The organism is Kerstersia similis (assembly GCF_965139615.1).
Classification (GTDB): Bacteria; Pseudomonadota; Gammaproteobacteria; order Burkholderiales; family Burkholderiaceae_B; genus Kerstersia; species Kerstersia similis.
This window is the reverse complement of record NZ_CBCSIQ010000006.1, coordinates 33,343-46,297: the sequence shown is the minus strand read 5'-3', so window position 1 is coordinate 46,297 and position 12,955 is coordinate 33,343. Positions and strand designations below refer to the sequence as shown.

Here is a 12,955-nt window from a genome sequence, read left to right as displayed (position 1 = left end):
GTATCAATTGCCAAACATGAGTGCGGTCAGCAGGAAATCCAGACCCAGCACAACCAGGGAGCTGACCACGACGGTACGTGTCGTGGCCTGCGCGACGCCTTCGGGTGTGGCCTTGGCCTGCCAGCCCTGGTAGAGCGCGATCAGCGTGGTGGCAATGCCGAATACCACGCTTTTGACAAAGCCATTGCCGATATCCTGCCAGATATCGACCCCACTTTGCATCTGTGACCAGTAGGTGCCGTTATCGACGCCGATCATGGGCACGCCAACGAGCCAGCCGCCGAGAATGCCCACGGCCGAGAAGATCGTGGCCAGTACCGGCATGGAAATGAAGCCGCCCCAGAAACGCGGCACCAGGACGCGGCGTATCGGGTTGACCGCCATGACTTCCATGGCAGCCAGCTGCTCGCCTGCTTTCATCAGGCCGATTTCTGCCGTCAGTGCCGTCCCGGCACGGCCAGCGTATAACAGGGCAGTGACGACCGGGCCGAGCTCGCGGGTCAAGGACAGCGCCACCAGCAGGCCCAGCGCGTCTTCGGCGCCATAGATGCTCAGGGTATAGAAGCCTTGCAAGCCCAGCACAAAGCCGACGAACAGGCCGGAGACGGCGATGATCAGCAGCGAATAGTTACCGATGAAGTGGACCTGCTGGCCGACCAGGCGCGGGCGTTGCACGGCGATGCCGCTTTGTCCCAGCAACTGTCCGAAAAACCGGGTGAACAGCCCCAGACCGGTGATTTTCGCGCGTACCCAGGCACCGAGGCGGGCGATGGTGTGGAAGGGATTCATGCGCGTTTTCCTTGCTGCGCCAGCCAGGCCTCGAAAGCGGGCGTACTGGGGTACTGGAAGGCCACCGGGCCATCCGGCGCGCCGGTCAGGAACTGGCACACATACGGGTCTTTCGAGGCGGCGAGGGTCTCGGGGGAGCCAGATGCCTTCAGTTCCCCCTGGCCGACGAGATAGACCTGGTCGGCAATAGCGAAGGATTCCTGCACATCGTGGGTAATCAGCACCGAGGCGCAGTGCAGGCGATCCGCCAGGTCGCGGATCAGGCGTGCGGTGACGCCCAGCGAAATCGGATCCAGGCCGGCGAAAGGCTCATCGTAGAGAATCAGTTCGGGTTCCAGGACGATGGCCCGGGCCAGCGCCACCCGCCTGGCCATGCCACCGGAGATGGCGTTGACGCGCAGGTGCGCGGCTGTGCGCAGGCCGACGGCATCAAGTTTGTCGAGGACTTTCTCGGTAATGTCAGCTTCTTTCAGGCGGGTGTGTTCACGCAGCGGAAAGGCGACGTTTTCAAAGACATTCAGGTCAGTGAACAGCGCACCCTGCTGAAACAGGACGCCCATGCGCTTGCGCAGGGTTTCGCGTTCGCGCTCGTTGACTGCGCCCATATCGTGGCCAAAGACGGTAACGGTGCCGTGCTGGGCACGCAGCTGGCCGGTGGCGGCGCGCAGTAGCGTCGTTTTTCCCGAGCCGGACCCCCCCATGATGGCGACGACCTGTCCGGGCTGCACTTGCATGGAAATGCCACGCAGTACGGTGAAATCGCCATAGCCCAGCGCTGCATCATGGAAATGCAGAACAGGCGCGGCAGTCTTGGGCAAGGCGTCGGCGTGCGGCATGGGCAAAGGGAAGAAGGGCAAAGATGGCATTGTATCCCGGCTGTTGCCTGCGCGGCGGGCGTGGCGGAGGAAGGAGTTGCAAGCGTGTTGCATGGCCGGGCACGCCGGCGGGCCAGGGATGGCGCTGCATTCGCGGCAGTTCGGCCGGGCGGGCGCAATGCTTGTGACGGCTTGAAACAAATGCCGGTCGGTGGACGCGGGGCAGGCGCATCCCGTCGGCAAGCGCTTCTTGGGTATGAAAATGCCGCCGGCCCGCACATGAAACGTACGGGCCGGCGGCTGATGCTGGGCGCTGGCAGTCAGGCCCTCAGGCGCGGCGCGACCACTGCTCGGGCGTCACGGCTCAGGCATCGCTGCGCGGGTCGAATGCCATTTCCTTGGCCATCTGCTCGTACAACGCCTTGGCGGCAGGGGTATCGGCAGGCGGCAGCACGACCTGGATATCCAGGGTCAGGTCGCCTGGGGGCTTGCCCGGGATACCATGTGCCTTGACTGACAGCTGGCGGCCACTTTGCGCGCCGGCCGGAATGCGGACCTTGATGGTGCGATCCGGCATGCGCACGGGGACGATGGCGCCCAGGGCCGCTTCCCAGGGCGTGACGGGCAGCGTCATGGCAATGTCCTTGCCATCCACGCGGTAGCGTGGATGCGGCTGGAACGAGACTTCCAGCAGCAGATCTCCCGGCCCGGCCGGCCCGGGCTCGCCTTGTCCCGCCAGGCGAATGACTTGTCCGGCCTGGACGCCTTTCGGAATCTTGACCTCGAAGGTGCGTTCGCCCTGGCTGGATCGCAGCGACAGCTGGCGGGTGGCGCCCGTGAAGGTGTCCTCTATGCCGAGCACCACGCGTGCCCGCATATCCTCACCCCGGCCGGAGCGTCGGGTCTGGCGAAACCCCGAGGCACCCGCGCCGCCGCCCATGCGGCCGAAGAGCTCCGAAAAGAAGTCGGAGAACCCGGCACCATCGAAATCGCCCTGCTGATTGAAATTGAAATGACTGCCCTGGCCCCAGCCGGGAGGCGGACGGAACGTGCCGTCGCCCTGCGGGTTCTGGCCGAGCTGATCGTAGGCACTGCGTTTTTCGGGATCGGAGAGCACCGTATAGGCTTCATTGACCTCGCTCATGCGCTGCGCTGCGTCCGCTTCCTTGGAAACGTCCGGATGGTATTTGCGCGCCAGTTTGCGAAAGGCTTTCTTGATGTCTTCTGCGCTTGCGTCCCGGGATACGCCGAGTGTGGCGTAGTAGTCCCTGTATTCCATATTTCTTCCTCATGGAAAGGATGCATGATGTTATCCCTGTTATGGGGGCAAAGTCTTTGATATCAAGCCCTTGAAAGTACGAAATGCCCACCCTATATAACTGTCATGAGGCGCCGTGGTACGGGTTGTCCGGAACCATGGTTTGCTGATCGGTGCCATACCGGCCTGTTTCGCTGGTATGGCGTGAATGCAGTCTGCCAGCTGGCCCGACGGACGCTGGCACGCGGAGTCATCCCGGCCGGACAGGCCATGGCCCGCAGCTCTGACAGGAGATTGATCATGTCTTACCGTGCATTGTTTCCCCGTGATGTGTTCGCGGAACTGGATCGTCTGCAGCGCAGCATGCAGCAGGCCTTCGAGGTGTCGCCCAGTATCCGTGGCGGTGCCAAGGGCTATCCGGGCTTGAATATTGCCACCAGCCCGAAGGCGGTGGATATCCATGTGTTTGTGCCGGGTGTGGCAGCCAAGGATCTGGATGTCCAGATCGAAAAAGGGGTGTTGACGATTTCGGGCGAACGCGCGCCGCGCGAAGTGGCGGAAAAGGCCACGCTGCATGTTGACGAGCGGTTCTCGGGCCGCTTCCGTCGGGTTGTCAGTCTGCCTGACGATGTCGAAACACAGGGTGTTCAGGCCAGCTATCGCGACGGTGTGCTCAATTTGCACATTCCGCGCAAGGAAGCCGCCCAGCCCCGCCGTATTGCCATCCAGTGAGCCGGACAGAAAATAGGAGAATGCCATGAGTGAAACTAAAGTGACCCAGTCTGCCGAGACCGAATCTGCCGTGCGCAATGAAAGGCACTATCTTGTACCGCCGGTTGATGTGGTCGAGGATGCCAGCGGCATTACGCTGTATGCGGACTTGCCCGGGGTGAACAAGGATGGCCTGAACCTGCAGGTGGATGGCGATACCCTGACGATAGAAGGCAGCATTGCGCTGGCGCTGGCCGAAGGCGCGGTTGCCACGCATGTCGAGGTGAACGCGCAGCACTACCGCCGTGCTTTCACGCTATCGCGTGAATTGGATGCAGACAAGGTGCAGGCGTCGTTTGATGCCGGTGTCCTGCGTTTGCGTATTCCCAAGGCGGAGCATGCGCAGCCGCGCAAGGTGGAAATCCAGGTCGCTTGACCCGGCAGGGATGGCCCGGCCGGGTCGGGCAGAAAGAGGAAAAGCCAGGGCGGCTGTTGGCGCCCTGGCTTTTTTGTGCTTGAACCTGCCCAGGCAGGGAGCAGGTTCGGCAGCGTGCTGCGTTACTGACGAATGGCTCAGTGCTTGGTGGGGATGCCCAGGAAGGTGAAGGCGGGGGCGCTGACGAAGCTGTCGTTGACTTCGCCATGGAAGATATTGCGCTGGTTCATGCCCAGTTCCAGTTTGCGCACGCCTGCGCCCGTCGCGGAGAAATCCAGTTTGCTGACATCGACCCAGAAGACATTCGGCGTGGTGGTGGATTCGAAGTAGTAGCGCAGCCGCTTGTGGTCAACCACCGTACGCCAGCGCGTGGAGGAAATATTGGGCTGGTCCGGCGTGCTCAGGCCGAAGGGCACGGAGGCATTGCGGATCACGCTCAGGACACTGGCCAGCGCCATATCGGGGTCGTCCTGTTTTTCCACGGCATTGATATAGAACTGGGCGCGGGCGAAACGGTCGGCAGCGCGGTTGGTGCCCGGCAGCATGATGGTGCCGCCGATGGCTTCCCAGTACTTGTTCAGGGCCAGCTGTTCGTCGTAGGTCGGCGAATTGGTCATGACCTGGTAGTCACGGTTGTGATGGATGACTTGCTTGCCGTCGATATATTCGACCACGGCGCTGTCGCCGCTGCTGTCGGACAGGGACATATGCAGCGTGGTGAGGCGCGCTTCGCCGGGGATATTGGACGTGACCAGCGAAAAGGGCTGTTGCGCCAGCGCGGCGACGGCATCGGCCACGTTGGGGAAAAGATCCAGAATGTATTGAGCCCAGGCGGCGATGGTCAGCAGGGGATGGGCGGGATCGGGGCTGGGGTATTGCGATTCGGCCAACCACAGCAGGTTCACCGAGAGGCCGGCTTCATTGACGCCATCCGTCGTGGAGATATCGTAGCCGGTCGCCACGACGCTGCCGTACTTGGCAGTCCAGCTCAGGCTATCCGGGCCGCAATTGCCGCTGCGTTCAATGCCGCGAGGCAGTATCCACAGGTTGGTATGCATGTCGGACTTCCAGTCCATGGAACGGGCGGTGAAGACTTGGCCCTGATTACCGTGATAGACGATTCGTGTGCACATGGGAGGGTAAGCTCGAGAGAGGGACCTGCTGGTTGGAAGGGGCGCTGGCAGGCATCTGTGAACGCCGAACCGCGCTGCGGTGTTGTAACAGAAATAAGAGTCAATCGTGCAGGCACCGGGGGTATCGGCCGGACTTTTGGAAACGAGTGGCAGCCCTTCAGTGTAGCGGTGTGCCAGGTACGGCGGCGCAGGGGGAGCGTGAAGGAATGACAAGGCGAAAACGACGAAGGCGCCAGCGCCCTGAGGGGGCCTGGCGCCTTCGGGAAGATGGGCGCCGCCAGGGGTTTGGCGGCACGCATCCCACTACGCTTAGAAGCGGTAGCCGATGGCCACGGTGCCGACCCACGGGTCGATCTTGGCCTTGCCGATCTTCTCGCCGTTGAGCTTCACGTTCGAGCTGATGTCGATGTAGCGCACATCGGCGTTGATGAACCAGTTCTTGTCGAGTGCGACGTCCACGCCAACTTGTGCGGCCACACCCCAGGAATCGCTCAGGCGCAGCTTGTTGCCGGCGATATCGCCGCGAGCCTTGGTGTCGAAGAACGTGGTGTAGTTCAAGCCGACGCCGACATACGGCTGCACGGTGGAGTCGGGCAGGAAGTGCCATTGCAGGCTCAGCGTGGGCGGCAAGTGCTTGGTCTTGCCGATGTAGCCGTTGACCGCGCCGTCAGCATTGATATCGTGGCTGAACGGGATGGCGCCCAACAATTCGATACCGATGTTGCGGGTGGCCATGTAGGTCAGCGAGATGCTGGGGCGGGTGCTGTTGCCAACGTCCAGCTTGGCAGCGCCACCCAGGATGTCGCCGTTATTCGATTTGGGGTGCACATGGCTGACGCCGACTTTCAACAGCCAATCGCCTTCTTCATAGGCATGGGCCAGGGGCGATGCCAGCAGGCCGGCGCCCAGCAACAGGGCGGCCATAGGCTTGAGGGTGCGGATGCTCATCTGACTTCTCCAGAATTTGATCATTGCGATATAAACCACACTGCGAGCATGCCTTTTCCACCGGACAGTGGATTTGATGTGCCGCAATAAATTCGGGTTTTGTCAGAGAAGTCTGAGGTTCAGGCGTACTTGACGCGGAGAATGTTGCTTTCCTGCCTCACTCGGCGCGTCGCGGGCAGCCAGGCTGTGCTTGCCGCTGCCCGCCCATCGCCGTTAAGGTTTGGCGCAGGCGGCTTCCGGCGCAGGGGCCCCCTGCTGAAAGCATTGGCGTACCGGTGGGGTGGCTTGATTTGTCTCGTCGAAGAATTCCAGCCAGCCATGCATCTGTTGTTGTGAGTTCAGGTGCGTACGGGACTGGAGCCGGTTGTTCGAGTATTGCTCTATGACTTCCCCGTCCGGGAGATAGCGGATGATGGCGACGGCACTGCGCAATGGCGGAATCGAGGGCACCAGCGAAGGGGGCGTGTCGATCAGGGTGAAGGTCACCTGCAGGTCATCGGCCTGCCCCATATAGCCTCGGCCGTAAGTGATGCTGTAAGTGGCCTGGCCCGCAGTCTGGCCTGGCTGAGCCGTGGCACGCAATTCACCGGACGGCTGGCGTTGAAAGAGTTTCGTATGTGAGGCTTCGATGACGCTCAGGGTACGAGCGGGGTTGCCCTGGGCATCATATTGGGCGATTCCGCGCTGGCGCGATTTCACGGTCGAGACCAGGTCGGCAAAGTCCAGGCGGGTTTCACTGTCCCAGATATATTCCGTCATCCCCGTCAGTTTGCCGGTTGTGGGGCAGGGCCCGCTGAGTATGTCCAGCTGGCCGGACACGGTTTCCGTTGCCATGCCGCCTTTGCGTGCTTCCTCTTCCAGGGCTGTGATGATTGTTGGGCCCAGTACGGCAAGCCTGGCATCGGCTGGTGAAAGCTTGCATGCCGTGGCGTTCCGCGCATCGAAAATGCTCGCCGGGCGCGAGAGCAGGATCGAAAAGGTTTCGATGGCCAAAGGCAGGTTGGCCAAGGCATCGCTGACTGGCATGCCCTGGAAGGCCTCGGCAGGCGGGCTGAATTCGGCATGGGCCGGAAGCTGGATCAGCCCCAAAGGCAGCAGCAGGCCGGCAAACAGGCGCGCATAGGGCAAGGCAGCAGAGGGTGGGGCAGAATGATAGGCAGTCATGGACGCTCCTGGCGGGCCATCGAGGCAGCAGAGGCGCTATGTTACTGCGCCTCTGCTGCCTCGATGGTGGCCAGGGCCGGGGGAGGCTAACCGGGGATGGGTCAGGTGCTTAGTATGAGAATGTCCATTCCGGTTTTTCCTGGATGCGGAAGAACCAGGTGAAGGGGTTTGTGTCGATGAGAGCGCCGTCAGCCTGACTGTTTTGGCAGAATGTGGAGTCCTCGTTGAGCCTCAATGTGACGGAGAAGGTAGCGGTTTCTCCCTTCTTGATGGTTTTGCCGTTGGTGATTCCATCGAAAGCAAGCGTGGCGTTGCCGGAAGCATCCCGGGCGGTCAGGTCTGCAATCGTATAGTCTTGCTGGCCAGCACTTAACTGGTAGGTGCCAAGGACAAAGGGCTCCTGATTATGATTTTCCCTGGCGCTGCAAAGGTAGGGATACCAATGTGCGGAGAACTTGAACATGGCGAAGTGTTCTTGGGTCGGGAAGAACATTTGGCTCGATGACAGGGAGGACAAGGTCCAGTCTTTGACTAGCTCAAGTTTGCCGGCCGTACTGTTCCAGCGATGGACGAGGTGCAGGTCTTCCAGCAACAGGCTCGGATAGTCCTCGCGTGTGGCGGCGTTCACGCTGAAGTTGAAGGGCCCGGCGTTTTCCGCGCCATCCGTTACCCAGAGCGCCAGATCATAGGTGCCGGTCATGGCAGGAGCGAAACCGAGGTTTGCGCAAGAGGTCCATTCCCGTGCTGCGTTTTGCCGGGCGATGTATTCGGCTGCGGTTTCCGTTCCCCGCCAGGAGCTCATGGACCAGTTGTCACCGATATAGCACGTCTGGAACGATGTGATTGACGCGTTGTGCTTGTCGTAGCCGGCCGGCAGGCCTGTCAGGCTCCACAGATAGCCCAGCTTGTCGCCGTCGGGATCATAGGCATTGGCCACAAAGGCGAATTCGTTCCAGAAGTCCTGTGTAGTGTTGTAGAGGTTGAATTGCTCCCGGTTCTTGTGGATCAGCAAAGGTTGCTCGCGGTCGTAGGCGCGGGCCTGGTAAGGACGAACTTCGGGGGCGAAGTTCTGGGTCTTGGCGTAGATTGAAAACACTTTGGGCAGGATGCTGACGGCTCCATGGCTGTCAGTGACAGCAAGCTGAAACATGTAGCGGCCGGGCTGATCCAGGAGAATGTTGGTGCGTTCCGTGTTCAGGCTGCTCAGCGAAGCCTGACTGTGATCAGGGCGATCCAGCAATTGCCACTCATATTTCGTGATGCGATTGTTGTCAGTATCGGAGCCGTGGCCTAGTAATTCGAGCTGGGTGCCGGTCATGAAGCTGGTGCTATCGCTGCGTGCCGGCCCGGCTTCGGCTGTCGGGGCATGGTTGGCGCCGTTGAGTACGCTGAAGGTTGCGATAGCCGGTTCGGACCAGGCGCCTGCCGAGTCTTTGATACGCAGCTGGAATTTGTACTTTTCCACGCCTTCGCCATCGAATTTCCGGGGGGTGAAATAGGAGTAGCGCCCGGCCAGTTCGAGTTTTGCGGCGCCAGGTGCCGGTTCTTCGAGCAGAGTCCATTCGTACTCGAATTGCGTGTTGCCGGTTTCGTCTATATCGTAAGACGACCTGCCGTAGAGCCCTGTACGCGCGCCTTTTTCAATTTCAAAAGTATTTTCGCTGTAGTTGTGCAGGAAGACGGCGACAGGTGGCGTATTGGGCGCGTTGTCGGGCAATACGGCTGTCAGTCGGTATTCGTCGTAGTGATATTGCACGCCGTCGAACAGACTGAGGCCGACGGTATAGGTATCGACGGCGTTGGGCGTGAAACTCATGCGGCTGGTGTTGGCGCCTTCCATGGCGGGCAGCGGCGCCAGGCCCTGTTTGGTAAGGCTCCAACGATACTGCAGCGCGCCACCCCCCGTGCCGGCTGTGCTCTTGCTGGCGTCGAAAGAGATTTTTTGCCCTCTGATATACGGTGCGCTGCTCAGCGGTTCGATGACGGCAGAGGGCAGGGCCAGGGGTTCCTGCACGCTGACGACCAGCGTGGCGGGTTTCAGGCTGCTTTTGCCTTCGTAGGAGACGTTCAGCTCGAACTCGTATTTGCCCGGCACATCGGCATCGAAGCGTGGCTGAGCGAGCATGGCTTCCTCCGTGTCCAGACCCGCTATTTTGCTGGCCGGGGGAGCAGCGACCAGCCGCCAGAAATATTTCAGCTTGGCGGGGTCGCCACCTGATGGCGGCAGACTGGCGCGGCCATCGAGTTGGACCAGGCCGAGCCGCATATTGCGTTCACGTCTTTCAACCCTCGCCACGGGGTAGTCGCTGGTCACGGACAAGGACAATTGCTGGGAGGCCAGGGCATCGCCGTTGTCAACGGTGAGCCGGATCTGGTAATCGCCCGGCAAGGTAGGCGTGAGCTGGGTACGTGCCGCCTGTGGATTGTCGATGGCATCGTCTCCAGGCTGTTGCGCCAGCCGCCAGGAGTAGGCCAAAGTGCCGCTTGGTGTACTGCTGCCGCTTGCATCCAGCGTGATCTTGGTGCCGGCGGCAAGCGTGTCGCCATCCGCAAGCGGGGTGTTGCCCACGGCGGCGCGCAAGACGGCATTGGGACGGCTGGCAGTGTTGTTGCCATTGCTGCTGCCGTTGTCGGAGTCGCTACCTCCGCCGCCGCAGGCAGCCAGAAGCGAGGCAGCGCCCAGGCTGGCCAGCCATTTTTGCCATTGATGTTTCATAGTGGGTCCTCATTGCAGTGCCCTCTCGCTGCATGGCGACGAGGTCAGGGAAAATTGAGAGTGGGTTCAGAACTGCAGCGTCATGCCGAGCCTTGCCGTACGTCCCGGGGCAGGGACTGCGCCCAGGCCGATGGCATCCAGGTAGTAGCGGTCGGTCAGGTTGTCGATGTTGAAATCGACGCTGATGGCATCGTTGATACGGTACGAGGCGAACAGGTCGAAGATTTTGTATTTGTGCCACTCCACCGGCTTGGCAAAAATGGAGTTCACGTGCTGATCGTCATATTCAGGAACACGATTGCGTTCGCCCATGAACGTGCCACGCATGCCCAGTACCAGGCGGCGATCCAGCAGGCGTAGCCCGAGCCGGGCGCTGCCGTGCCAGTTCGGTGGAATCATGTTGTTGACGTAGCTCACGGCCAGTCCGAAGTCGGTGCAGCGTTGACGGCGGTAGCTGCCGCTGTGGCAGATCTCGATCAGGTTGTAGCGGGTGGCGCCGAATTCGGCGAAGAACATGCCGGCGTCATAGGAACCCGAAACTTCGAAACCATTGAAGCGAGCGCTGTCGATATTGCGCATGCGCCATTCACCGCTTTCGTCGGCATTGCTGACCGTGCGGGTCAGATAGTCGGACATGTGGTTGCGGAAGTAGGAAAACTTCAGGCGCAGCGCATCGCTGTTGGTGAATACACCGTCCTGCAGCAGGCTGATGCCGACCTCCCGGTTGCGAGCGTGTTCCGGCTTCAAATAGCTGCCGACGACCGTATTGACGGAAAAGCCGCTGCTGGATTCGAACAGGCTGGGCATGCGCAGCGCTTCGGCATAGCGTCCGTACACTTGCCAGCCGGGCGCGAATTCCCAGGACAGGCTGGCCACGGGGGCAGAACCACTGTGGCGTACCTTGCCTATCATGACTGTTTCGCAGGTGGTGGTGCTGCTGACACTGGCAGGGCCGCCATTGCCAGCGTCGGATTCGACGGTCTCGGTTTCGCAGATACTGCTGGTTTTGTGGTCCAGTGCGTGATAGCGGGTGTAGCGCAAGCCTGCATCCAAGGTCACGCTGGGCAAGGGTTGATACTTGAGCGCGATGAATGTGCTGTACTCTTTTCGCTCTGCATCCCGTGCATTGTTGAATGCGTCCGGGTCGCCGCCAGTGGGTTTGACGTCTTCGCGCTGTACAGCGACGCCATAGCGCAGTTCTGCTTCGCCCCAGAAGTCGAACAGCATGGTGTTGCTCAGGTCCGCCCCTGTGCGGCGGTAGTTTTCCGCTGCTGCCGATGAGAATGCCGAAATCATGCCGGCGTCGGGTTTGATGGCGCCGTAATTGCGGTTCAGCGTATCGGTGTCGGTATGCCAGAGATTGGCGCTGACGTTCAGCAGTGAATTGTCTGCAGGGGACCACTTGTAGCGGCTGGTGTAGGTGTTGGCCGTGACCTCACTGTTGTTGGTCTGTGCGATATGGCCCAGCCATATCAGTTGTGAGGGCATCAGCTCGCCATATTCGCTTTTGTAGCGCAGCCAGCCCAGTTCCAGTTCTTGATCCGGCGCCAGGTGGGCCTTGGCCTTGAGCAGGGATGATTGGCTTTTGTAGTTGCTGTTGACGACCAGTTCGCCGGCACGAAAACGTGAGGCACCGGTCATGACGGGATAGACCGAGGTCCATAGATCGAACAGGCCCGGCGCGGTATTCGACATGTCCACGACTGGGGCCGGACCGTGTTTGCCAGCGTAATAATTGCCCTGGCGGCGGGTTGCATAGGCGGCGACGAGTTCGACTTTGCCCAATTGCAATCCCATGGCCAGACTGCTCGCCCAGCTTTTGGGCTCCAGCGTGGCTGGCCGTTCCAGGGTGGTGTCGCCGGAGGGGCCGACCATGCTGGCAGGATCGTAGCCTGCCGAGCACTGTGCTTCACTGCCTGGCTTGCAATTGATGCGGTATTCCCGTCCCGGGTAGTAACCTGATGTGGTGCCGGGTGCGACGGGAGAGCCGCTGTTGTTGCCGATGACGCTGCCGCGCATACGCACGCCGAAGGTCTGGCCGTCTTTCACGATGTCGCTGGTGCTGAGTGTCCGTGCAATGACCAGGCCGCCAACGGCGCCCGTGCCCTGGGCGGTCATGCTGGGGCCTTTTTCGATGGTGATGCCGCCGATCAGGTCGGGGTCGATATAACTGCGCGACGCCACGCCGGAGTAGCCCCGATATACGGTGGTCTCCTGCCTGGCACCATCAACGAGCACCGGCACCCGGCCTTGTCCCTGCATGCCGCGGATATTGACGTCCAACCCGCCAGAGTTACGGTTTTCACCGATCAGTACGCCAGGAATCCCCTGGAAAATGTCGCCGACCGAGGTGCCCCGGAATTGTTCGATTTCGTCTCGGGTCAGAACATTGACAGATTGCGGCGCGAGGTAGGCGAGGTCTTTGGCGCTTTCCTGACCATAGACCTGCACGGCATCCAAGGCAGTGACCGACGCGCTGGTGTCCAGACGGGGGCGCAATTGCAGGTGATAGACATCCTTGCCCTGGCGCACTGCTTCCAGCGGCGTATCTCGTAGCAGGAACGACAGGCCTTGTTCCACGGTATAGCTGCCTCGCATGGCAGCTCCCTGCAGACCCGCCGTCTGTTCAGGATGGAAAGAAATATTGATGCCGGACTGGCCTGCAAAGGTGCTCAGGACTTCTCCCAGACTGCCTGCGGGAATGTCGTAGATCCTGCCTGGCACATGGGCGCCGGGGCGCATGCTGTCTTGCGCTTGCACGGGCCGGGCCAGCATGCCGTCGCCCAGACTCAGAAGCAGAGCAAGGCAGCACACCGAAACGGGGATGGACCGGGAGGATCCGCGCGCGGACGGCTGGCTGCCAGCCTTGAACGGCCGACGTGAGAAAGGATGCGCCATTGTTTCTGTCTCGGAAATGAAAGTGCGAATAGGTATCGCTATTCAGGCCGAAACAGCTGGTGCAGAAGTGCCAGTTGGCTAACGGGT

The 12,955-nt window shown here is 60.9% G+C and carries 10 protein-coding genes; 2 read left to right on the top strand and 8 right to left on the bottom strand.

Annotated elements, in window-relative coordinates:
- Nucleotides 1-3: 3 nt before the first annotated feature.
- From mlaE to ACNA1V_RS05575, 3 genes are all read right to left on the bottom strand, one after another.
- Complete coding sequence (gene mlaE / locus ACNA1V_RS05585) at nucleotides 4-789, bottom strand: lipid asymmetry maintenance ABC transporter permease subunit MlaE (protein ID WP_415832594.1); 786 nt, start codon at nucleotides 787-789, stop codon at nucleotides 4-6.
- Complete coding sequence (locus tag ACNA1V_RS05580; RefSeq protein WP_415832709.1) at nucleotides 786-1,625, bottom strand: ABC transporter ATP-binding protein; 840 nt, start codon at nucleotides 1,623-1,625, stop codon at nucleotides 786-788. The genes mlaE and ACNA1V_RS05580 overlap by 4 nt, the downstream gene beginning before the upstream one ends.
- 343 nt (nucleotides 1,626-1,968) lie before the next feature.
- Complete coding sequence (locus ACNA1V_RS05575) at nucleotides 1,969-2,883, bottom strand: DnaJ C-terminal domain-containing protein (RefSeq protein WP_415832593.1); 915 nt, start codon at nucleotides 2,881-2,883, stop codon at nucleotides 1,969-1,971.
- A 279-nt stretch (nucleotides 2,884-3,162) separates the two neighbouring features.
- On the opposite strand from ACNA1V_RS05575, the gene ACNA1V_RS05570 reads away from it, so the two are divergent.
- Together ACNA1V_RS05570 and ACNA1V_RS05565 are read left to right on the top strand one after the other, a co-directional pair.
- The gene (locus tag ACNA1V_RS05570; RefSeq protein WP_415832592.1) at nucleotides 3,163-3,594 is read left to right on the top strand and encodes an Hsp20/alpha crystallin family protein; all 432 of its coding nucleotides are present in this window, start codon (nucleotides 3,163-3,165) and stop codon (nucleotides 3,592-3,594) included.
- Between the two features lie 25 nt (nucleotides 3,595-3,619).
- The gene (locus tag ACNA1V_RS05565) at nucleotides 3,620-4,009 is read left to right on the top strand and encodes an Hsp20/alpha crystallin family protein (protein WP_415832591.1); all 390 of its coding nucleotides are present in this window, start codon (nucleotides 3,620-3,622) and stop codon (nucleotides 4,007-4,009) included.
- Nucleotides 4,010-4,146: 137 nt separating this feature from the next.
- Here the strand turns inward: ACNA1V_RS05565 and ACNA1V_RS05560 are convergent, their stop codons facing one another.
- The 5 genes from ACNA1V_RS05560 to ACNA1V_RS05540 all read right to left on the bottom strand — a co-directional run bounded on the left by ACNA1V_RS05560 (nucleotide 4,147) and on the right by ACNA1V_RS05540 (nucleotide 12,745).
- Nucleotides 4,147-5,142, bottom strand: coding sequence for a linear amide C-N hydrolase (locus ACNA1V_RS05560; RefSeq protein WP_415832590.1), 996 nt, complete (start codon nucleotides 5,140-5,142; stop codon nucleotides 4,147-4,149).
- A 309-nt stretch (nucleotides 5,143-5,451) separates the two neighbouring features.
- Complete coding sequence (locus ACNA1V_RS05555) at nucleotides 5,452-6,090, bottom strand: OmpW/AlkL family protein (RefSeq protein WP_415832589.1); 639 nt, start codon at nucleotides 6,088-6,090, stop codon at nucleotides 5,452-5,454.
- 213 nt (nucleotides 6,091-6,303) lie between these two features.
- A complete protein-coding gene (locus ACNA1V_RS05550; protein WP_415832588.1) occupies nucleotides 6,304-7,254 on the bottom strand; it encodes a hypothetical protein in 951 nt (316 codons plus the stop codon).
- 109 nt (nucleotides 7,255-7,363) lie between these two features.
- Nucleotides 7,364-9,970, bottom strand: coding sequence for a PKD domain-containing protein (locus ACNA1V_RS05545; protein WP_415832587.1), 2,607 nt, complete (start codon nucleotides 9,968-9,970; stop codon nucleotides 7,364-7,366).
- Nucleotides 9,971-10,036: 66 nt separating this feature from the next.
- A complete protein-coding gene (locus tag ACNA1V_RS05540; protein WP_415832586.1) occupies nucleotides 10,037-12,745 on the bottom strand; it encodes a TonB-dependent receptor in 2,709 nt (902 codons plus the stop codon).
- Between the last annotated feature and the right edge of the window lie 210 nt (nucleotides 12,746-12,955).

Coding starts and splice junctions, on each gene's coding strand:
- ACNA1V_RS05560 (WP_415832590.1), bottom strand. CDS start 5,142: ATGTGCACACGAATCGTCTATCACGGTAATCAGGGCCAAGTCTTCACC.
- ACNA1V_RS05575 (WP_415832593.1), bottom strand. CDS start 2,883: ATGGAATACAGGGACTACTACGCCACACTCGGCGTATCCCGGGACGCA.
- ACNA1V_RS05550 (WP_415832588.1), bottom strand. CDS start 7,254: ATGACTGCCTATCATTCTGCCCCACCCTCTGCTGCCTTGCCCTATGCG.
- ACNA1V_RS05580 (WP_415832709.1), bottom strand. CDS start 1,625: ATGCCGCACGCCGACGCCTTGCCCAAGACTGCCGCGCCTGTTCTGCAT.
- ACNA1V_RS05565 (WP_415832591.1), top strand. CDS start 3,620: ATGAGTGAAACTAAAGTGACCCAGTCTGCCGAGACCGAATCTGCCGTG.
- ACNA1V_RS05570 (WP_415832592.1), top strand. CDS start 3,163: ATGTCTTACCGTGCATTGTTTCCCCGTGATGTGTTCGCGGAACTGGAT.
- ACNA1V_RS05540 (WP_415832586.1), bottom strand. CDS start 12,745: ATGCTGGCCCGGCCCGTGCAAGCGCAAGACAGCATGCGCCCCGGCGCC.
- mlaE (WP_415832594.1), bottom strand. CDS start 789: ATGAATCCCTTCCACACCATCGCCCGCCTCGGTGCCTGGGTACGCGCG.
- ACNA1V_RS05545 (WP_415832587.1), bottom strand. CDS start 9,970: ATGAAACATCAATGGCAAAAATGGCTGGCCAGCCTGGGCGCTGCCTCG.
- ACNA1V_RS05555 (WP_415832589.1), bottom strand. CDS start 6,090: ATGAGCATCCGCACCCTCAAGCCTATGGCCGCCCTGTTGCTGGGCGCC.